The sequence below is a fragment of the Trichocoleus sp. AS-A1 genome, from assembly GCF_039962015.1.
GTDB lineage: Bacteria > Cyanobacteriota > Cyanobacteriia > Cyanobacteriales > FACHB-T130 > FACHB-T130.
This window is the reverse complement of record NZ_JAMPKG010000047.1, coordinates 1-21358: the sequence shown is the minus strand read 5'-3', so window position 1 is coordinate 21358 and position 21358 is coordinate 1. Positions and strand designations below refer to the sequence as shown.

At 45.5% G+C, this 21358-nt stretch carries 20 protein-coding genes; 13 read left to right on the top strand and 7 right to left on the bottom strand.

The window, feature by feature from the left end; translation table 11 throughout:
* Positions 1 to 93: 93 nt before the first annotated feature.
* From NC994_RS24560 to NC994_RS24545, 4 genes are all read right to left on the bottom strand, one after another.
* Positions 94 to 1470 (bottom strand): right-handed parallel beta-helix repeat-containing protein, encoded by a 1377-nt coding sequence (locus NC994_RS24560; RefSeq protein ID WP_190432872.1) that lies wholly within the window; start codon positions 1468 to 1470, stop codon positions 94 to 96.
* A 560-nt stretch (positions 1471 to 2030) separates the two neighbouring features.
* Positions 2031 to 3455: a glycogen synthase GlgA gene (glgA, locus tag NC994_RS24555; RefSeq protein WP_190432870.1), complete on the bottom strand. Its 1425-nt coding sequence runs from the start codon at positions 3453 to 3455 to the stop codon at positions 2031 to 2033.
* Positions 3456 to 3539: 84 nt separating this feature from the next.
* Complete coding sequence (hemC, locus tag NC994_RS24550; protein WP_190411275.1) at positions 3540 to 4511, bottom strand: hydroxymethylbilane synthase; 972 nt, start codon at positions 4509 to 4511, stop codon at positions 3540 to 3542.
* 251 nt (positions 4512 to 4762) lie between these two features.
* On the bottom strand, positions 4763 to 4957 hold the full coding sequence (locus NC994_RS24545; RefSeq protein WP_190432868.1) for a hypothetical protein: 195 nt from the start codon (positions 4955 to 4957) through the stop codon (positions 4763 to 4765).
* Positions 4958 to 5637: 680 nt separating this feature from the next.
* On the opposite strand from NC994_RS24545, the gene NC994_RS24540 reads away from it, so the two are divergent.
* The 4 genes from NC994_RS24540 to NC994_RS24525 all read left to right on the top strand — a co-directional run bounded on the left by NC994_RS24540 (position 5638) and on the right by NC994_RS24525 (position 10284).
* Positions 5638 to 6594, top strand: coding sequence for a choice-of-anchor Q domain-containing protein (locus tag NC994_RS24540; RefSeq protein ID WP_190432866.1), 957 nt, complete (start codon positions 5638 to 5640; stop codon positions 6592 to 6594).
* Between the two features lie 85 nt (positions 6595 to 6679).
* A complete protein-coding gene (locus tag NC994_RS24535) occupies positions 6680 to 7870 on the top strand; it encodes a right-handed parallel beta-helix repeat-containing protein (RefSeq protein WP_190432864.1) in 1191 nt (396 codons plus the stop codon).
* An 85-nt stretch (positions 7871 to 7955) separates the two neighbouring features.
* Positions 7956 to 9059, top strand: coding sequence for a right-handed parallel beta-helix repeat-containing protein (locus tag NC994_RS24530; RefSeq protein ID WP_190432862.1), 1104 nt, complete (start codon positions 7956 to 7958; stop codon positions 9057 to 9059).
* Between the two features lie 85 nt (positions 9060 to 9144).
* Positions 9145 to 10284 (top strand): choice-of-anchor Q domain-containing protein, encoded by a 1140-nt coding sequence (locus NC994_RS24525; RefSeq protein ID WP_190432861.1) that lies wholly within the window; start codon positions 9145 to 9147, stop codon positions 10282 to 10284.
* 100 nt (positions 10285 to 10384) lie between these two features.
* On the opposite strand, the gene NC994_RS24520 is transcribed toward NC994_RS24525, so the two are convergent.
* Complete coding sequence (locus tag NC994_RS24520) at positions 10385 to 10810, bottom strand: lysozyme inhibitor LprI family protein (protein WP_190411272.1); 426 nt, start codon at positions 10808 to 10810, stop codon at positions 10385 to 10387.
* A gap of 101 nt (positions 10811 to 10911) precedes the next feature.
* Between NC994_RS24520 and NC994_RS24515 the strand changes: the two genes are divergently transcribed.
* From NC994_RS24515 to NC994_RS24500, 4 genes are all read left to right on the top strand, one after another.
* Positions 10912 to 12003 (top strand): alpha-hydroxy acid oxidase, encoded by a 1092-nt coding sequence (locus tag NC994_RS24515; protein ID WP_190432859.1) that lies wholly within the window; start codon positions 10912 to 10914, stop codon positions 12001 to 12003.
* Between the two features lie 209 nt (positions 12004 to 12212).
* Positions 12213 to 12407: a hypothetical protein gene (locus NC994_RS24510; RefSeq protein ID WP_190432857.1), complete on the top strand. Its 195-nt coding sequence runs from the start codon at positions 12213 to 12215 to the stop codon at positions 12405 to 12407.
* Positions 12408 to 12472: 65 nt separating this feature from the next.
* Positions 12473 to 13237 carry a pentapeptide repeat-containing protein gene (locus NC994_RS24505; protein ID WP_190432855.1) on the top strand — a complete coding sequence of 255 codons (765 nt, stop codon included), beginning with the start codon at positions 12473 to 12475 and terminating at the stop codon, positions 13235 to 13237.
* Positions 13238 to 13286: 49 nt separating this feature from the next.
* On the top strand, positions 13287 to 13922 hold the full coding sequence (locus NC994_RS24500) for a TenA family protein (protein WP_190432853.1): 636 nt from the start codon (positions 13287 to 13289) through the stop codon (positions 13920 to 13922).
* Between the two features lie 192 nt (positions 13923 to 14114).
* Here NC994_RS24500 and NC994_RS24495 read toward each other — a convergent pair whose 3' ends face one another.
* Positions 14115 to 15008: an Npun_R2821/Npun_R2822 family protein gene (locus NC994_RS24495; RefSeq protein ID WP_190432852.1), complete on the bottom strand. Its 894-nt coding sequence runs from the start codon at positions 15006 to 15008 to the stop codon at positions 14115 to 14117.
* 10 nt (positions 15009 to 15018) lie between these two features.
* Positions 15019 to 16023, bottom strand: coding sequence for an Npun_R2821/Npun_R2822 family protein (locus tag NC994_RS24490; protein ID WP_190432850.1), 1005 nt, complete (start codon positions 16021 to 16023; stop codon positions 15019 to 15021).
* An 86-nt stretch (positions 16024 to 16109) separates the two neighbouring features.
* Here NC994_RS24490 and NC994_RS24485 point away from each other — a divergent pair, with 86 nt between their 5' ends.
* The 5 genes from NC994_RS24485 (at position 16110) to NC994_RS24465 (ending at position 21055) form a co-directional block, all read left to right on the top strand.
* Positions 16110 to 17051, top strand: coding sequence for a hypothetical protein (locus NC994_RS24485; protein WP_190432848.1), 942 nt, complete (start codon positions 16110 to 16112; stop codon positions 17049 to 17051).
* Positions 17052 to 17128: 77 nt separating this feature from the next.
* Positions 17129 to 18220 carry a hypothetical protein gene (locus NC994_RS24480; protein WP_190432846.1) on the top strand — a complete coding sequence of 364 codons (1092 nt, stop codon included), beginning with the start codon at positions 17129 to 17131 and terminating at the stop codon, positions 18218 to 18220.
* A 74-nt stretch (positions 18221 to 18294) separates the two neighbouring features.
* Positions 18295 to 19365, top strand: coding sequence for a hypothetical protein (locus NC994_RS24475; RefSeq protein WP_190432844.1), 1071 nt, complete (start codon positions 18295 to 18297; stop codon positions 19363 to 19365).
* A 292-nt stretch (positions 19366 to 19657) separates the two neighbouring features.
* The gene (locus NC994_RS24470; RefSeq protein ID WP_206753628.1) at positions 19658 to 19915 is read left to right on the top strand and encodes a hypothetical protein; all 258 of its coding nucleotides are present in this window, start codon (positions 19658 to 19660) and stop codon (positions 19913 to 19915) included.
* Between the two features lie 129 nt (positions 19916 to 20044).
* Entirely contained in the window at positions 20045 to 21055 is a 1011-nt protein-coding gene (locus tag NC994_RS24465) for an Npun_R2821/Npun_R2822 family protein (protein ID WP_190432841.1), read from the top strand.
* Positions 21056 to 21358 lie beyond the last annotated feature (303 nt).

Genomic DNA, 21358 nt, shown 5'->3' with positions numbered 1-21358 from the left:
TAGGGAAAAGACTTAGTAATCGCAAAAACTTGTAGTTATTCTGCGTAACTTTGCCCTTTCCTCGATTGCCCTTTGTGTTAAAAAATCATTACTCTACTTGAAATATTCGTAAGCCCCAATGTCATGCTTTAGCCCTAGCGGGCGGCTCGATCCTGCATAATCATTCGTGACTTGAGTAAGCGTAGTACCTCTTTCAATGGCTAGGGAACCAGGCTGAAGCTTGTAGTCAGTTGCCACTGTAGTTCCCGGATTTACCAGCAACGGGTTGGCAGTGATATCGCCGATACCCACAGCAATACCAGCAATGCCACCATACCAAGAGTTATTCTGAAATGCCAATCCAGTTTTGGATGGAATTTCCGTCATCGCCACACTGCCAGCTTGGTAGAAAATGTTGTTGGCAATCAGATTGTTTGTATGACCTGGATCGCTATGGATCAGGAGCATAGCTCGCGTCGCTTTGTAAAAGGTGTTGTTGGCGATAACAAAGTTCTTCAAACCTCCGCCTCTGCCGTAATTTGAAAAATAGGCAAAGCCTGTAAGTCCCCCAATGACGATATTGTTGCGGATTTTAATGTTATTCACTGGGTTGGAAAAATCGTAGTATTCATTGGATGCCTGAATCCCACTCGCTGGTTTCCCGTCTCGGTAAAAGTTTGTGTTGTTGGTGGTGTAAATGTGGTTGCGCTCTACCGTGATGTCAGTAGCGTTGTCCAGGTATAGATTCACGCTGTAGTTGTCATACACCTTATTACCAGAAGCTACACCGCCCTTGGTCAAAATAAAGTCGATTCCCTCACCGTAGTTCTGATACACGTGGTTGTTGCTGATGGTGACGTTGCTTGCTCTGCCACTAGCGATCCCCTGATCCCAACCATCAGCAAGGGTACGGCTTTTATTCGCAAGGCAATTCATATAAACGGTGTTGCCGTCGATTCGGATGTTTGAGGCTGTGGTCATATCTTTGTCGTAACCAACAAAGATACCGTTCTTGTAGGAGTTGTAAACGGTGTTGTTGAGGATCTGGAGGTTGTTGCCGCCCCAGGACACAATGCCTGTAAATTTGGAGTTCTTTACTTCAAAGCCCTTGAAGATGTTGTATGCGCCAGCTAAATTCACGATGTTGGTGTTGCTTGGCGTTTTAGTGCCATCTAAAATTGCTTTCTCGCCTGGATAGGATTGGTAGCTAATCGGACTGCTGGCGGTGCCGATGCTGCCAATGTATTGTTCTTTCGTAAAGCTGTAGGTGCCTCCCCGTACATATACCGTGTCGCCAGCCTTTGCCTTATAAGCTGCGTGACTGATAGTGGCAAATGGGCTGTTTTGGCTTCCAGAATTACTATCACTACCATTCGTCGCAACGTAGTAGGTGGTAATAGCGAGTGCTGGTTTTGTTACTAGTCCGACGCTAACCGTCGAGGCACTAAAAATCAACAGCAGGCTCAATCCAGAAGAGTGTACTTTAGACATTTTTTACTTCGTTGGTAAACGACAAGAACGCTAGAGATGACCCTGCTGTGCAGTTTTAGGAAGCTTCATCAAAACTTCATAAAACTGGTCTGCTAAATCCTAGCCGTCGTTAATACCGATTGAGATCCGCGATATTACTGACATCTTTCGGAGAAAAGGCTGAAATGCAGTAAAAACTTGCTTTATTTGTAGGCTTGTCTTGTGGTCGCTAGTTGCGTTTGCAAAAAAGTTACAAAGAATTTATCAGTAGTACGGAAACTGTACTTTATATAAAAAATATATATAACCGATCGCAAGCTAGCTAGAACAAGGTCTAACCCAAGGATTATGGTGCTTGTAGCGTTTTTATTGTCTGTAATTCAAGGATTATTGCCAATAACCTTAACTTATGCCTGGATTTTAGGGCGAGTAACTTACGCTGACAATGAGCGCATCCTATGCACTCACAAGGTTTTGAAACTTTGCCACCAAGTTTGACAGCGTTAGCGATCGCTAACGCACCCTAGCCAACAAAAAGCCCCCTGCTTGCAGGGGGCTTTTAACCGAAGTGCTTTTTATGACTAAGTATTTACTAACTCTGACTGCATCTCAGGCTGGGCGGGTTCTTCCTCAGTGATGCCGTAAATGGAGTTGTACAGTTTGACATACTCCTTCGCGGATGTGTCCCAACTGAAGTCCATCTGCATACCCCGCTTCTGCAACTCCTGCCATTGCGGTTTGAAGCGGAAAGCTTCCCATGCCCGAACCATACAGGTGTAAAGGTCTAGGGGTTCATAACGGTCGAAGGAGTACCCCGTACCAGCGTGGTTCACTGGGTCGTGGAAAGAAACGGTATCGACTAAGCCACCTGTGCGACGGACAATCGGCACGCAGCCGTAACGCATCGCCAGCATTTGGCTAATGCCGCAAGGTTCAAAGCGGCTAGGCATGAGGAAAGCATCGCTACCTGCATAGATGCGTCTGGAGAGAGCATCGTTATAGAGTAAGTAGTTTGCCATGCGACCAGGGTAGCGGGAAGCCATTTGCCACATCTGGGTTTCGTAATAGCGATCGCCTGTACCCAGCAGGACAAACTGAGCATCGGTATACGCCATAAAGCGATCGAGCATTTGAATCACAAGATCGATGCCTTTCTGCTCCACCAGTCGCGTTACCATGCCAATCACAAAGGCATTTTTGTTAACTTCTAAGCCGACTTCTTCTTGCAGTGCAATTTTGTTGGCTTGACGTTTCTCAAGAGTATCAATTGTGAAGGTCTGAGTAATGTATTTGTCAGTGGCGGGGTCGTAAACCTCCGTATCGATGCCGTTAACAATACCGGATAACTTTCCGCTAATGAAAGACAGCAAACCTTCCAACGTTTCGCCATAGGCGGGGGTTTGAATTTGTTGGGCGTAGGTGGGGGAAACGGTGTTCACCTTGTTTGCAAACTGCACCGCTGCTGCCATTGTGTTGTGTCCTTGCATATACCAAGGACACCAAGTAATTTTCTCTAAATACCAACGCCAAGGCCCTTGATAAGCCAGATTATGAATCGTGAAGACGGTGGTAATATCGGGATCTTGGTTCATCCACACCGGAATCATCCCGGTGTGCCAGTCGTGGCAGTGGATAATTTGCGGCTTCCAGTAATTCCAGCAAAACTCTGCTGCACCGTTAGCAAACAGTGTGAAACGCCAGTCTTCATCGTCCCCAGAATAGATGCGACGTGGCATGAAAGCCGGATGACCAAATAGATACAGTGGCACATCGGTTCCAGGCAGAACGGTTTCATAGACTGCGAACGACTGGAACATGGCAGAACCCGACCAAACAGGGTCTTTGGGAATCTCCATTTTGTCGGGCAGCATACCGTAATAGGGCATGAAGATTCGTACATCATGCCCCATTTTTCGCAGAACTTTTGGTAAGGCACCAACGACATCACCCATCCCACCCACTTTGGCGATGGGCGCTGCTTCAGCTGCAACAAACAGAATTCGCATTATTGCTGGCGTTTCCTGAAATATTTTGGTTACATCATACCGAGTCAGGGGATCGCCTACCCGATTTTGGAGTTTGATTTTGGATTAATGACCGCGTCCGACTTCGGTAAAAATCTCTTCTAAAATTGCCGAAGCTCCCTGTTCCCGTAACCGATGGGCAAGCTGAATTCCGATTTGTTCGGCATCGCTGGCAGCACCGCTAACGGTGTCTTTAATCATCCGCTTGCCGTCTAAACTGGCAACCATGCCCGTTAAGGTGAGTGTATCGCCATCAATCTGAGTATTCACCCCGATTGGCACCTGGCAGCCACCTTCTAGGTTCCGTAAAAAGGCTCTTTCGGCGTAGCAGCGTTGAGCAGTGGGTTGATGCTCTAGTACCTTGAGTAACTCCAGAATTTCGGTGTCACCAGCACGGCATTCGATGCCTAAAGCACCTTGTCCGACGGCATGGAGGGATACTTCAGGGGCAATAACTTGATGAATGCGATCGCTCATTCCCAGGCGGTGCAATCCTGCTACTGCCAAAATAATTCCGTCGTATTCACCTGTATCTAGTTTTGCGAGTCGGGTGTTTAGGTTGCCCCGAATATCTTTAAAGGATAGGTGAGGATAGTGGTGGCGCAGCTGTGCCAGTCGCCGCAGGGAAGAGGTTCCAATTACAGCCCCTTCTGGCAGGGTTTCCAGTTGCTTATCTTTGTGCTTTTCATGCACGACAAGGGCGTCTGCCGGATTTTCCCGTTCGCTGACGCATCCTAAAACCAATCCCTCTGGCAAGTTGGTGGGCAAATCTTTGAGGGAATGCACGGCAAAGTCTGTCTCTTGGTTGAGCATTCCCAGTTCGAGTTCTTTCGTAAAGAGTCCCTTATCGCCAATCTTGGCTAAGGCAACATCTAGAATTTTGTCCCCTTGAGTCGCCATCGTGTGGACTTCAAAGGTACATTCGGGAAAGTGTTTCTGGAGTTGTTCTTGCACCCAGTAAGTCTGGACGAGTGCGAGTTGGCTTTTGCGAGAACCGATGCGGATAGTACGAGCCGGACTAGAAACTGTAGGAGACATAAAGCGATCGCCTGAACACAGCAAATAAAGTCACCTGTTCTAGACTACCGCAGCCGTGGCTGTAATAAGCCTGGAGTTTGATGCCAACGCTCTCAAGATAGGTTAAGTAATATAAATTCTCCCCTGTGCTGGAAGCAAGGCACTCATCGTTGATTGATGTCTAGCAGCGACAGCATCATGGATAGCACGATCGCTCCTCTTGCGACAAATCAAGTCACCGGCTCTAGTAACTACCTGCAAAGGGCAATTCCTCAAAGCTGAGGGAGCGATCGCTCGCCTTCTCGAACGTTGTACCTACCCTGTGAGAAGGCATCTACGAAAATCTTGGGAGCTTGGGGTTTGGCATCAAATTTAGTCAGGCTGAGGACAGTAATATTATTGATGCGGTATTTCTGCACGTACCGTTGGTTGCCATCATACAAAGTAGTTAGGGGAAGGTAACGCAACTGCCTGTCTGGGGCTTAGATATAGGACAGTTGGCAAAAGTTTCTCTACGTACGTGTTCACTAAAACTTTAAATATTTATACAGCCCTTAGTCAGTGACTTTCCGGCTGCACTCTCAGTAGTAGCAGTAAGTTTCTGCCAAAATCATCAATGAATATACCCAGGTTCTAAATTAAAGTTTTAATGAAATCAGTTCTATCCTCTTGCTAAGGGTAGAGATTCAGAGGTATTCTCTACCAAGATGCAAGAGGGAGAACAGCAAACACTAAACTGTAAGACTTTTTGCCTTGAGGGTTTCCCCCCTCCAACCTGGATTTTTGTGTTTTAGGAACTTCTAGAAAATGATTATCTCTGCGCTATCGCAGGGAATGAATACCTCATTGGTGTCCTTTTAATTTAAAAATGCTACATATTTATGGAGACAAATGGCTAATCCAAAAAGGCATTGCCTATCAGCAAACACTATAAATTTGTAGCAGGCATTCAAGGGAAATAGTATCAATTCTGCGTTGCCAAATTGGTAGGTAATTCATTACCGCAGATGAATATCAAGTTAGCTAAATCAGACTGAAAGCATTGCCTTTTAGTCAGTTTTAACCAGCTTGCTTTGGGAGCCGGAAGTATTAACTCACGGCTTGAAAATTCTGATGTTTTTTTTCACTGAAAACGGAGGCGAAAATCATGAAATTCTTCCAGAAATTAGCACTGACCGCAGCTTTGATGACTTTAAGCATCAACCCCAGTTTCGCGGCTACCTTCAGCGTTACCAGCACGGCTGATAGTGGTGCGGGTTCTCTGCGACAAGCGATCATCGATGCCAATACAGCTGAGGGTGACGATATTATCGACTTTTTACTGGGTTCGGAGCCGCAAACAATTAACCTCAGTAGCGGACTCGGTATTTTCAGTAACCTGAGTATTTTGAGTTCTAACCTGCTGAGTGTCAGCGGCAATGATACCTTCGACATCTTCCAGATTGGTGGCGGCGCTACTGTAGACATTTCCGGACTGACTATTACGAATGGACGCAATGGTATTTCAAACTCTGGCAGGGTGACACTAACCAACACTACCATTACTAGCAATACAAACAATGGCATCGTCACCCAACCCGGGGCGATAGTAACCTTAACCAACAGCACCGTCAGCGGCAACGGCTCTCGTGGCATCCTCAACTTTGGCAGTACGCTGAACATCGGCAATAGCATCATTGCCCAGAACCCAACTGACATTATCTTTATTTTCACCGGGCAGGGCGCAATCAACGACCAAGGTTACAACCTGATTGGCAACGGAGATGGTACCCCCTTCGTTAATGGTGTCAACGGCAATATTGTCGGCACGGGTGCTAATCCTGTTGACCCCCTACTTGAACCCTTAACAGATAATAACGGCATCATCCAAACTTTAGCTTTACTCCCAGGCAGTCCTGCGATTGATGCCGCTAATCCTAACAGTTTCCCCGCCACCGACCAACGCGGCGTTACTCGTCCTCAAGGCGCAAGGGCAGATATCGGTGCTTTTGAGTTGGCGCAAACTCCTTCTCAACCCGTTCCCGAACCTGGCACTGTTTTGGGTTTAGCTGGTTTGGGTTTATTCGGTTTGTTGCGGAAGAAAGCCCGCTTTAATCATCAGTAAATCAGTCTGGGTTGGGTTCGCCAAGTTTAACCCAACCCACAAAGAAAATTTTGCTGTCTTTTTGAATTTATAGAACGCCACAACCATGAAATTCTTCCAGAAATTAGCACTGACCGCAGCTTTGACGACCATTAGCATCAACCCCAGTTACGCCGCCACCTTTACGGTGAACAACACAGCTGATAGTGGTGCGGGTTCTCTGCGACAAGCGATCATCGATGCCAATACAGCTAGCGGTGACGATATTATCGACTTTTTACTGGGTGCGGGGCCGCAAACGATTAATGTCAGCAGCGAACTCGATATTACCGATAACCTATTGATCAACGGTTTAGGAGCTGACTTGCTGACTCTCAGCGGTAGTGGTGGCTTCAGCTCCGACTACGTCTTAAATATTGGTGGCGGCGTTGTTGCAAACCTTGGCGTTACTGTAGGGATTTCCGGACTGACTGTTACGAATGGAAGCAATGGCATCAGAAACAATGGCACGGCAACCTTAACCAACGTTTCCGTCAGCGGTAACGTTCTCGATGGCATCGTCAACGCTGGCAAGATAACCTTGAACAACAGTACCGTCAGCGGCAACGGTCAAAATGGCTTTGTCACCGTTGGCACGGCGATTGTAACCAATAGTACCATCAGCGGCAGCGGCGCTAATGGCATCAACAGCGCAGGCAACCGAATTAACCCCGGAAGCTTGACCGTAACTAACAGTACCGTCAGTGGCAACGGCTTTTCTGGCATTAACAACGCTTTTGCCCAGGTAACAGTAACCAACAGTACCATCACTGGCAACAGCGGTAGTGGCTTCTTCAGTAGTTTCAGTAGCACGTCGAATATCGGCAATACCATCATTGCCCAGAACTCAACTGATATTAGAAGGTTACGTGATGTCGCAATCAACGACTTGGGTTACAACCTGATTGGCAACGGAGATGGTACTCCCTTCGTCAATGGTGTCAACGGCAACATCGTTGGCACGACTGCCGCTCCAGTTGACCCTCTACTTGGCCCCTTAGCTAATAACGGTGGTTCTACCCAAACTCAAGCATTACTTCCTGGCAGTCCCGCCATTGATGCCGCTAATCCTAACAGCTTCCCAGCAACCGACCAACGCGGCGTTACTCGTCCTCAAGGCGCAAGGGCAGATATCGGTGCTTTTGAGTTGGCGCAAACTCCTTCTCAACCCGTTCCCGAACCTGGCACTGTTTTGGGTTTAGCTGGTCTGAGCTTGTTCGGTTTGTTGCGGAAGAAAGCCCGCTTTAATCATCAGTAAATCAATCTGGGTTGGGTTCGCCACGTTTAACCCAACCCACAAAGAAAATTTTGCTGTCTTTTTGAATTTATAGAACGCCACAACCATGAAATTCTTCCAAAAATTAGCACTGACCGCAGCTTTGACGACCATTAGCATCAATCCCAGTTACGCCGCTACCTTCAGCGTTACAAGTACAGCTGATAGTGGTGCGGGTTCTCTGCGACAAGCCATTCTTGATGCTAATACGTCTAGCGGTGACGATATTATCGACTTCTTACTGGGTGGGGAACCGCAGACGATTAATGTCAGCAGCGGACTCGATATTACCGATAACCTATTTATCAATGGTTTGGGGGCTGATTTGCTGAGTGTCAGAGGCGATACAACCTTCGACCTTTTCAGTATTGCTAGTGGCGCTACTGTAGAGATTTCCGGGCTGACTGTTACTAATGGAAGAATTGGCATCTTAAACTTAGGGACGCTGACAGTAAATAACAGTAGCATCAGCGGCAATGGATTTAATGGCATCCAAATCAACCAAGAAAGCACGTTGACAGTAAACAACAGTACTATCAGCGGCAACGGCAGTACTGGCATCAACAACAATGGCATGGCGACAGTAACCAACAGTACCATCAGCGGCAATGGATTTAATGGCATTAACAGCACTGGCCCTCGCCAATCCAGCATCTTGACCTTGACCAACAGTACCATCACGAACAATGGCGCTAATGGCATCCAAAACAACACCACGGTTAACATCGGCAATACCATCGTTGCCCAGAACTCGACTGACATTAGGAACATCTTGCTTGGCGTAATTAACGACCAAGGTTACAACCTGATTGGCAATGGAGATGGCACTCCCTTCGCAGGTAAAAACGGTGTCAATGGCAACATAGTGGGCACTGCTGCCAATCCAGTTGACCCCCTACTTGGCCCCCTAGCAAATAACGGTGGTTCTACCCAAACTCAAGCTTTACTTCCTGGCAGTCCTGCGATTGATGCCGCTAATCCTAACAGTTTCCCGGCAACCGACCAACGCGGCGTTACCCGTCCTCAAGGTGCAAGGGCAGATATCGGCGCTTTTGAAGTGGCGCAAACTCCTTCCCCACAACCCGTTCCCGAACCTGGCAGCGTTTTAGGTTTAGCTGGTTTGGGTTTGTTCGGCTTGTTGCGAAAGAAAGTTCGCTTTAATCATCAGTAAATCAGTCTGGGTTGGGTTCGCCACGTTTAACCCAACCCAAAAAGAAAATTTTGCTGTCTTTTTGAATTCATAGAACGCCACAACCATGAAATTCTTCCAGAAATTAGCACTGACCGCAGCTTTGACGACCATTAGCATCAACCCCAGTTACGCCGCTACCTTCAGCGTTACCAGCACAGCTGATAGCGGTGCGGGTTCTCTGCGACAAGCGATCATCGATGCTAATACAGCTGACGGTGACGATATTATCGACTTTTTATTAGGTGTCGGGCCGCAGACAATTAACCTCACCAACGGACCACTTGGTATTAACGATAACTTAGCTATCAATGGTTTGGGTGCTGACTTGTTGAGTATCAGCGCCCCTTCTTTCTTCAACGTCTTCACTATTTCTAGTGGCGTTAGTGTAGACATTTTTGGGCTGACGATCGCAAATGGAAACAGGGGCATCGAAAACAATGGTACCGTGACAGTAAACAATACTACTCTCAGCGGCAACATTATTGGCATCGAAAACAATGGCACGGCGACAGTAAACAACACTACACTCAGCGGCGGCAGCACTGGCATCGGCAATAATGGCACGGCGACCGTCACCAACACTACCATCAGTGGGACTTTCAATGGCATCGCTAACAATGGCACGGTGATAGTAACCAACAGTACCGTCACCGGCAACCGCATTAGTGGCATCGGCAACTTTGGCACGGCAACAGTAACCAACAGTACCGTCAGCGGTAACAGCTTTAGTGGTATCGGTAACTTTGGAGGCACGCTGAACATCGGCAATACCATCATTGCCCAGAATAGACGTGACATTCTAGGCAGCGGCACTATCAACGACCAAGGTTTCAACCTGATTGGCAACGGAGATGGCACTGTCTTTGTAAATGGTGTCAACGGTAACATCATCGGCACCACTGCCAACCCAGTTGACCCGCTACTTGGCCCTTTAGCAGATAATGGTGGTTCTACCCAAACTCTCGCCTTACTCCCAGGCAGTCCCGCCATTGATGCCGCTAATCCTAACAGTTTCCCGGCAACCGACCAACGCGGCGTTACTCGTCCTCAAGGCACAAGGGCAGATATCGGTGCTTTTGAAGTGGCGCAAACGACGACTCCTCCACAATCCGTTCCCGAACCTGGCAGTGTTTTAGGTTTAGCTGGTTTGGGTTTATTCGGTTTGTTGCGAAAGAAAGTTCGCTTTTCTCATAATCAGAACTAACCCACTGAAACGGCGATCCTCTTTTAGAGGGGTTCCACGGCTAATAACGCGATCGCATTCTTCACCGATTTCATTTCAGTAGTGCGATCGCATTCTTGCTTTACCTATCAGCGTTGCTTAGATATTGCTCTAATTGCGCTGTCCGCTGTTTTGTTACTTCTGCAAGGCAACTGCTATAAATCATCGGTTCCATTGTTCCGCCTGCAAATTCAGTTCTTTCATAAGTACAACTAGCATCTCTAAACTTGATCCAAGCTTGCTGTGCTGAAATTAATTTCTGTCGCCGCGAACTTTGCAATCTTGGTAGGAGTTGTTTGTATATTTGGTTCAACTTTTTATCTGCATTTTGGTAATCTATTCCAGCGCAGGCATTCATTTCTCCTTGAGTCTGAGGATTATTGCAGTTAGGTCGTTGAGCTAGGCGGATTCCCGATACATCTGGTGTTGCATTTGCATTTGTCACCGCCGCAGTACCTAAACTGAGCAAAGCTGCCACACCTACAATTGCGGGTAATAACTTATTCATGGTCAAATCTTGAATTCTGTGTAGCCAATAACATAGCAAAAAGGTCATAGCAACAAAGTGAAATGCGATCGCTCTTGATGAGCATCGGCTAGCATTGGCAAATGACGACTCCTGTTAGACCTATTAATCTATTTGAGTACGAAAGGCTAGCCAACCAGCACCTCTCTCAGATGGCGCTGGATTACTACGCTAGCGGTGCTTGGGACGAAATCACGCTGCGGGATAATCGAGCAGCCTTTGAACGCTACAAACTCCGTCCTCGGATGCTGGTAGATGTCAGCCAGCGAGATTTAAGTACCACGATCCTCGGTCAATCTCTACAACTGCCCATTCTCATCGCGCCGATGGCGTTTCAGTGTTTGGCGCATCCAGACGGTGAAATTGCTACTGCCAAAGCTGCGGCAAAAATGGGGACCGCGATGGTATTGAGTACCTTAGCAACCAAAAGTATAGAAGAAGTTGCCAGCGTCGGGAATCAGACACCGCAGTGGTTTCAGTTGTATGTGCATCGCGATCGCGCCCTTACCCGTGCTTTGGTAGAACGCGCCTATGCTGCCGGTTTCCAAGCGCTGTGTCTGACAGTTGATGCGCCTCTGCTGGGTAAGCGAGAGCGAGATACGCGAAATCAGTTTGTTTTGCCATCGGGGATGGAACTGGCTAATTTAGCGACGTTGACAGATTTAGAGATTTCCTATAAACCCGGCGAATCGGGTTTATTTGCCTATTTTTTAGAGCAGCTAAACCCAGCGCTAACTTGGAAGGATTTGGAATGGGTGCAATCTCTGTCGCCTTTGCCCTTGGTGGTAAAAGGGATTTTGCGGGGAGATGATGCGCTTCGGGCGGTGGAACATGGAGCCAAAGCGGTGATTGTTTCTAATCACGGGGGCAGACAATTGGATGGAGCGATCGCTACGATTGATGCTCTGAGTGAGGTGGTTGCGGCTGTGGGGGACACCGCAGAAGTTCTGGTGGATGGCGGTATCCGTCGCGGCACTGATGTCCTCAAAGCCCTGGCATTAGGGGCAAAAGCCGTATTATTGGGACGCCCGGTGTTGTGGGGATTAGCGGTAGGGGGAGAGGCGGGTGTCCGACACGTACTGGAGCTTTTGCGAGATGAACTTGATTTAGCGATCGCTTTGAGTGGCTGCGCCAAGTTACAAGATATTGACTCCAGTTTGGTGCTGCGGTTGTAGGAATGCTTCGTGTTGCGCTTGCCGATGAGAAGATGCGATCGCCTCTTTAAGACGGTAAATTCGCTGTATGTGACTAGGATCACCCAGTCCTGGAAATACGATCACATTTTCTCCGGCATGTCAATCACCTAATGTTAGATAAAAACTATTCATATTAGTAGTATCAGAATCTTATGCGCTAATTTATCTGCTGTGGGGGGGAGTTTGAGATGCTGGAAAAACTAATGGTAGCCGCGACTCTAACATTCTCTCTCAATGTATTTTTGGGACATAGCTGGTCAACTGCCCCTCAAATGGCATCAGAACTCAACTTGCAAGAAACCGCATCGCAAATCATCAGCCTCTTACCTCGCCCAAATACTCAGACTCCAGAGAATGGCAGCGGTTCTAATTCTGTACGATAAAGCTTGATGTTTTCCCGAATGGTTTATGCTGGGGAAAAAAGAGAGCTACCGCTGCACAACTCGATATGAAACCCCAAATCGCCGCAACAGCAGCACTGCTGACGACACTTTCCCTTGCTGCTCCTGCAAAAGCTGAAAACGTCGAACATACTAGACAGTTATTGGCTACTAAACAATGTTCGCAGTGCAACCTCAGTGGTGCGGGTCTAGCTTTAGCTGACTTATCAGGAGCTAATCTCACTGGCGCTGATTTGAGCCGTGCTAATCTCAGTCGTGCCAACTTGAGTGGAGCCGACCTCAGAGGTGCAAATCTGAGCGGGACTTCTCTATTTGGGGTCAATTTGAGCGGTGCAAACTTGACAGGTGCGAACCTGGCAGGTGCCGACCTAAGAGAAACTTATCTGGTTAATGCAAATTTGGCGGGTGCTAACATCAATGGTGCTAACTTGCAGGCGGCTATTGGTATCCCTAGCTACGCAGCCACGCCTGAAGATTTCTACGCTTGGGGTGTAGCAGAGGGCCAAAAAGGAGACCAACAAGGCGCAATCGATCATTTCAACCAATCCCTGGCTCTGAAGCCCAACTTTGCTCCCGCATACCTAGCGAGGGGAGTGGCGCGTTATCAAATGGGCGATCGCTCCGGAGCCGTTCTGGATTCTCAGAAAGCTTCCGAACTTTTTACCATCCAGGGAAATATTCAAGGCTATCAGACTAGCCAAGTTTTCATTAAAGAGCTGACAACACCTTTGCAGGAAGCGGGTAGCAGCGGCGGAAATTTGGCGAATTTCCTAGGAGGTATTGGTAGCTTACTCCTCCGATTGCTTTTTTAATTCTGCTAGGGTGGGTTAAAATCCCTGCCCAGTATTTACGAGTCAGTTTATGACGATATCCAGTAATTTGTGGCAGGAAAATCAAGATTTAGTGCAAGCCTGCCTCAAGCATCCTTTTGTCCAAGGCATTGCCGACGGCACGCTACACCAGGAGCAATTTGCTTACTATGTGGGGCAAGACGCCTTTTTCTTAGAAGCTTTTGCCCGTGCCTATAGCATTGCTGCGGCTAAAGCTCCCGACACGCAGGGATTTAATACGTTTCATTCCCTAGCTGGGGGTGTTTTAGATGAACTTTCCCTTCATCAAGGCTATGCAGATGAGTGGGGAGTCAACCTGCAAGTAGTAGAACCGGGAGCTGCTACACGCCGCTACACGGACTTTTTATTAGCAACAGCTTGGAGTTCGGAGGTTGGTCTAATTGCTGTGGCAATGGCACCCTGTATGCGTCTGTATACTTTCTTAGGTCAGCAGATAGCTCAGAGTGGAATAAAAGACCATCAATACACTAACTGGATTCGCACTTATAGCAGTGAGGAATTTGAGCAACTAGCTCAGAAATTAGAAAAGCTGGCTGATCGTTATGCCTCTACCACAGCATCTTTGAAATCAACTTACCGCTATGCGATGTTGTGCGAACGAGACTTTTTTCAAGCTGCCTGGGAGGCTATTGATTTAAAAATCTAGATTTCAATTGATAGCAATTCTCGATTGGATGCAGTACAGTTTAACCCTATCTCTGTGTCTTCCCGCTCACCCAGAAGGGTTTAATATTCTCTCCCCTCTCCGTGAAGGTCGAGGGGTTGGGGGCGAGGTTCTGAGTTGAAAAGCAGTGCGGGTTAAGAAGATGTTTCTAAATATTATTGCAGAATTCTATTTTTATCCCTTGATTTTATCTTTGATTTGCTGCCACAAGCTTTTTTTCTTCTGAGTGAATGCTACTTGAGCTGGTTTAGGTTCATTCAGATAACGATAGTGTTCCCAAATATCCCAATACGAACCACCTGGCTCTAAACGGACGCCCGCCCAGTGTACAAACTTCAGAGTTTGGTTAACTTTTGGATCGACTAATTTATAGCCTTCCTGCTTAAAATGCGGGCTTCCTGCCCAATTTCCAGGCCCCTTCCCGTTTTCTCGAACAATATTAAATCGTCGAGGCATTCGCTTTAATACGAGATAATTAAGAATCGTTTGGTCGGAGTTCAAGACATAAAAATATTCAGGATGAGATGCACAGAACTCAAAAGTATCTTGCAAATCTTGTTGAGTAATTAGGTTTTTCTTGGAACCCCAAAAACCACTATTGAAAACATCTTTCAATTCGTCTTCAGAGAAGATTTCTGTGATTTTGGGTGTAAAAACTTGTTTAATGCCTCCTGTGTATTGATAATCACAGCAGATAAAATCATTGTTTGCAAGATAATTAAGATTTTCTATAATTTTTTCAAATACAACAATATCAGTATCAATATATAGAAATTCATCGAAAGGCCCAAACCAACAGGCTAACTTGCGAAGCAAGTTGGGTCTATCTAAAAGGTTGTCACCACAGGTCTGCTTGACTAAATCATCTATCTTTTCTAATAACTGTAAATCTTCGTATATTTTTACCCCATGAGACTTAGTAATAATATCAGCGATCGCTTGATACTGATTGTTATAGGGAATCATCACAATCGGACTATCAGCATCATAAGCACGAATGCTATTCAATAGCGCGATCGCATTATCAATTACGCGATCGTTGGCAAGAATATAAATACCACGACTCATTCAAATATCCTCAACTGGTGAATCCAATTTTCTTTAAAACTCTTTTGGCTAAACTTGGAGCCTGATTGTAAGGTGTCGGTTTGGTTGTAAACTTGGGGCGCTTCTCTGGTTCGTGAAGATAGCGATAATACAAGAAAATATCCCGATAGGGAAAATCAATATTTTCTCCCTCACTAATCCGAGAAAACAATTTTGATGACAGCCCAATATAGTGTAAATAGGTTAGTCGTTTTCCCCGATCGTACAGAATGTTATCCCTAGCTTCAAAATGGGGAGAAGTAACCGCGTTTCCAGTCTTTTGGTCGTCAGGTAAATGCAGCGCCAAGTTATAAACTGGAATCTCGCCTCTCATCGTCATATAGTTAAGAACTGATTGGTTAGGCGCTGGCATAAATAAAATTTCTGCCTCGCCTTCCTCTAGCTTGGATACAAACCAATCTCTTTGTTCCTGGGGGAATAACCCTCGCTTCCCGGCGTACATTCCGGCACAAAATATCTCTGTACTAAGCCGGTTTTTATCAACAACTTCTAATAATTTTGGTGACTGGAGATTAAAGATATGATTGGGGGATTTATACTGAAAATCATAAACTACAAAATCATTCTCATTTAATTTATCAAAGATAATCTTTAACGAATCCATGACTACGATATCGGCATCTAAGTAGATAAACCTTTCAAAAGGGCTATCCGCATCAAAGGCGCAGTATCGCCGATTCATGCCTATACGATTAACACCGGGGATTCCTTGTTCTTGCCAAGTCTTTAAAGCAGTTGGATGAGCTGCCCATACCCGTTTAGAAAAATCTTCCCAACGAGCAAACAAGTTAACATCATCCAGCAAGGTTACATTTTCCCGATTAGCGATTTCCGCGCGAACTCGATCTACTCGATTATCATAGGCAATAACGCAGACTGGGATTTCTTTACCGACATTGGCTTCTATGCTATTTAATAGAGCAACGAGTTGGTCGTAGACTACATCATTCGCTAGTGTATAGATGCCGTCTGTCATATAAAAATCCTCAGCAGGTTAATTTGAATAATACATTAAAATCTTTTTAGGAGCTTCCTGATGTCTAAAACACAAAGGCAGAATTAATGTCAATTGCTAGCTGTTCACTGTGGATTTTGGTAGCGCGAACCGATCTGCCGTTCATGATGCACACCATTCCTCATCTAGTGAAGATGAGTAAATTCAAGTTTAGCGAACGGGTGTTGGCTGTAGATACGGCACCGCTAACGGGGGACAAAGTCGGGCGTCCAGGCATCGGTACTCTAGAACAGTTACGGGAGCGCTGCGATCGCTTGCTGCGCGATGGTGTGGTAGACAAGGTAGTCGATATAGACTACTCCGGAGCATATCACGACCGAGTATATCGCAAACATTTTGGCAGCCGCATCCGGTATACACATAACTATAAGGGCTACCCCATTTTGGGCACGATTTTTCACATTGAAGAAGCCCAAGGTGACTATATGCTTCACTATGACAGCGATATGCTGCTCCATCAGCAACCCGATTATAGCTGGGTAGAAGAGGGGATGAAGTTGATGCAACAACACCCGGAAGTGATGGCAATCAGACCGCTGACTGGGCCACCGACGGAGGATGGTAATATGTATCAACGGGTGCCCTATGAGCGAGACCCAGATGGATTCTATACATTTAAGTTTTTCAGTAGCCGCATTTACTTAATTGACAAGAAGCGCTTCGACAAGTTACTTCCATTACCAGTGCTGTGGCGTCCTTATCGGCAAAAGATTGCCAATCGGTTGCCAGTGAGGTTACAAACGATATTGAACAATATCGCTGGTAAAGGAGCTTTGGATTCTTGGGAAGTGATGGTATCGAACCAACTGGAGGCGACGCAGTATGTCCGAGGGGTTCTCGATTCTCCGAAAGCCTGGACGGTTCATCCAAAAGACCGGGGTTCAGAATTTATCGAAGCTTTACCTAGAATAATCGAGAAGGTTGAAACAGGGTGGTATCCTCCGGAACAAGCCGGTCATTATGACCTTCAGTTGAAACATTGGCTTTAAGGGAAAGGTGGAAGAGTTCCTAACTCTAGCCTGATTTCTCAGCGTGCTAGTAACCTATCGCTCATTTATAACCCCTCATGACTGAAAAGTTACCGCCGATTTATTTTTATCTTCCCGAATCAGAGTGGTCTGATATCAATTTATCGGTGGCTCCTGATACCTACCAAGAAGTTTATAAAAGCGGAAAATCTACTGGCACGTACAACTGGATTTTTCAAACCTATCTTCGCCTTAAAGCTGATGGTTTTCCCTGTGAAATAGCGGGAAAAATGCCTGCTGAGGGTATTGTTGTTGCTTGGACAAGTAGTTTAACACACGAGCTGAAACCAGGGTCTAAACTACTCTTGGTTATTGTTTGTGGAGATAAAGCGAAACACCCTTACGCGCAGCTTCATGTTGTCCAAAATCGTCAGGAAATGCTCTACCCACACGTACACGTTGGGGATAAATATTTAGTTCCAGGAGAGAAATATTTCATTCCTCATTGGCCTCATCCAGGGTTGATTCCTCGCGATCGCGCACGAGGCGATCGCTTTGAGAATATTGCTTATCTGGGCCGAGAAAAAAATGTGGCATCGAAACTAAAGCAGCCGTCGTGGCACCAGCAACTCAATGCCTTATGTTTGCGTTTTCAGCTAGTCGGTACCCCTGTAGGCTGGAACGACTGTAGTGGGGTTAATGCCATCCTAGCAGTACATAGCTTCGGTCGCCAAAATGACTACCACTGGAAACCTGCTTCCAAGCTTTACAATTCTTGGTATGCGGGTGTACCTGCGATTCTTGGTTGCGAGTCAGCCTACCAAACCGAACGCAGAAGCGAACTCAACTATATAGAAGTGGCTTCACTGGATGAAGTAATCCAAGCTCTCAAGCGACTTCGCTATGACAAAAAATTACGTCAGGCGATGGTTGAAAATGGTCGGCGGCGTGCTGAAGAACTACAACCTGAGAAGCTGGTTACACAGTGGCGTAATTTCTTAACTGATGTAGCTGTTCCAGCCTATGAACGTTGGTGTATGGCATCAGATTTGACAAGGAAAATATTTTTGATGCGCCGTGACTTAGCCATAAAAACCAAGGAGATGCAAAAGAATTTGCAGCAAACGCGAAATAGCTTAGGAATTCGCACTAGCATACGTTCAATGGTCTCTAGCGTCAGAGGAACTTAGGATTGCCATTGAATAAATGGAAATGGCAATTTGGCTCATTCCCTTAGTAACCAAGACTTTATTTGCATAGTGCTATGACTGACAGCTTACCGCCAATTTATTTTTACATTCCTGAAAGTGACTGTCCTGGTGACATACCGCAAAGTATCGATACTTACTGGCAATGGTTAGATACCAAGCGTGGTATGTACGACTGGACATTGCAAACTTATCTGCGCCTCAAAGCTGATAATTTTCCCTGCGAATTGGTAGGAACCATGCCGACAGAAGGAATTGTTGTAGCACATTGGGACTTTCTTCCACAAAGCTTACAACCAGGATCGAAGGTGCTGATTGTTTGCATTCAGGCAGACCGAGCGCAACATCCCTATGCACAGCTTCATATTGTGCAAAATCCGCAAGAGGAAATGCTGGTACGGTCGATAAAGCTTTGGGAAAGCTACTTTATGCCTCACTGGCCTCAGCCGGGGTTAATTCCCCGCGAGCGCGCACGTGGAGACCGATTTGAGAATGTTGCCTATGTGGGTCGTGAGGAGAATTTAGCACAAGAATTGAGAGAGCCGGAGTGGCAGGAACACCTCAAGGATTTAGGTTTGCAGTGGGAAATCGTCAATAGTCACGATCGCTGGCACGATTACACTGAAATAGACGCCATTGTAGCCATTCGCAACTTTGACCGTAAAGGCGGCTACAGTTGGAAACCCGCAACGAAGCTATATAACGCATGGCACGCTGGTGTACCAGCAATTCTCGGTCGCGAGTCGGCATTTCGCTCAGAGCGTAAAAGCGAACTCGACTATCTGGAGGTGACTTCGCTTGAAGATGCGATCACCGCTCTCAAACGCCTGCGCGATGACCAAGAATTGCGTCATGCCATGATTGAAAATGGTCGAGTCCGTGCCGAGGAAACAAAGGCAGAAAAATTGGTAGAACAGTGGCGTAGCTTCTTGACAGATGTAGCAGTTCCAGCTTACGAACGTTGGTGTACGGGTTCGTATTTGACAAGGCAAACATTTTTAATGCGCCGTACTATGGCTGTCCAAACAAAAGGTATCCGCAGCCAAATTCGTCGTGTAAAGGGACAAATCACAGGTCCTTTGAAGTCGCTTGTATCTCAATCTAGAACTTCCTCATCTAAGTTGTGAAACAATAAAGCGAACGGCTGAGTAGACTGTTGCACTTGAAAGTAAAGCTCAGGAAGTTGAAGGCTAACATCGTGGCAAAATCATCTGAAGGCTTTAGGTTTGAGTTAGGCTATAGTGAAACCTTAGCACTGGAACGACTACAGTGATGTCGATGTAGTAGTAGCCGTGCGCTTCGATCGCCAAGCATACACCTGGAAACCCGCCACGAAGTTAGATTAACGCCGCTAGTGTACCAGCAATTCTAGGTACGGATTCTGCATTCCGAGCAGAGCGCCAAAGCGAACTAGACTATTTGGGGGTAGCTTCCCTTGAGGATGTGATCGCTGTTCTTCAGCGCCTTCGCGATGACAAAGAGTTGCGGCGTGCCATGATGGAAAACGGTCGAGTCCGTACTGAGAAAACACAACCGACGAGGCTAGTTGCACAATGGCGCAACTTCCTTACAGATGTAGCGGTTCCAGCCTATGAACGCTTGTATACGGCATCAGCTTGGAGCCGACAAACATTTTTGCAACGCCGTTCCCTAGCTATTAAAATAAACAGTATGTAACGTCGTATAAATCACCTGCAAAAATATTTATCACCTTCGATAAAATCTTTTATCTCTCGACTCTAGCTTTGTATATAACTCAACAAACATCAACAGGATAATTAAGTTATGATAAAATTTTACATAAGCATGGCAAACAATAATCCAAACAGGGAAAAAGCAATGAAAAATGGCATATATTTATTAGCGAATGATAATGTTTACGATCAGGTAGTTGCTTTGCTAAATAGCATAAAATCTAATTATAGTCAAGATATACCTGTATGCATAATACCTTTTAATAAAAACATAGATTTAATAGAAAAAGAAATTGTTAAAAGAAAAAATGTTTTTTTATTTGAAAACAAAAACTCTATAGAAAAATGGGTGAATTTTATTACTGAAGTTCACCAAATATATTACGGAAGGCTATCAGAGATAAAAAGCAAAAAAACTCAGGTTCTAAATATGCATAAAAAATACTGTGCATTTGATGGACCTTTTGAGAATTTTATATATATTGACTCTGATACATTGGTATTTCAACCCCTAGATCATATATTTTCTAAACTAGAAGAATACGATTTTGTAGTGCATGATTTTCAGAGAAAAACTGCTATAAAAAAGGGTACGGTTAGCAATTTTTTTGAGGTTTTCAAAAATGTACATGAATCAGAGTCTGCCCTTGCTAATCGAATACACTGCTCTGGCTTTTGGGCATCAAAACAAAATCTTATAAATGAAAAGGATTTAGATGGTTTTATCAAAGGACTTGCTAACGATGAAGTAAAAATCTTTGGAGAATGGTTGAGTGAGCAACGCATTTTAAATTATATGACATTGAAAAAACAATTTAATCTATATAATTTTACCCTAGATGAAAAGTCAGAATATAAAACAGGCGTATGTGTAACATCTCCTCACTTTGAAGATAAAAACCATATTTTATACGATCAAGAAAAAAAATTGACTTACTTGCACTATATGGGAGTTAAAAATGACCGATTTGAGCGCTTGTGTCAGGTGGCAAAGTTGAATTTACCTTTTAAAAATATTTATATAAAGCTTGCTGACAAGTTCTTAGACTGGAAAATCTCTAGTATTCCCTACAAAAACGTATTCCTTTACTATAGATTTTTGCAAGAAACTGGAAAAGCTTGAGAATCTGAAAAGCGCAAGTTTTCAGAGTAGTTAGATGATATAAAGATGGATATATCAACACCAGAAAAATAATAGAAGTATTGCACAGACAATTGAAGGTTAGGAAAAATTGAACAGGATGCTTTACTGAGCTATGCCGCTCATTACAAATGTTGGCGACCATTTGCCCTGGCTGGGTACTGGGTTTTATTAGACCTCTTGCAAAAGTCGTCGCTGGGGTAATATGAGGTCTGAAATTATGCGCTCGCTCACCTGTCTTCTACGCTCACCCCTGGTAATTCATAAGTAAAGCTAATGAAATAC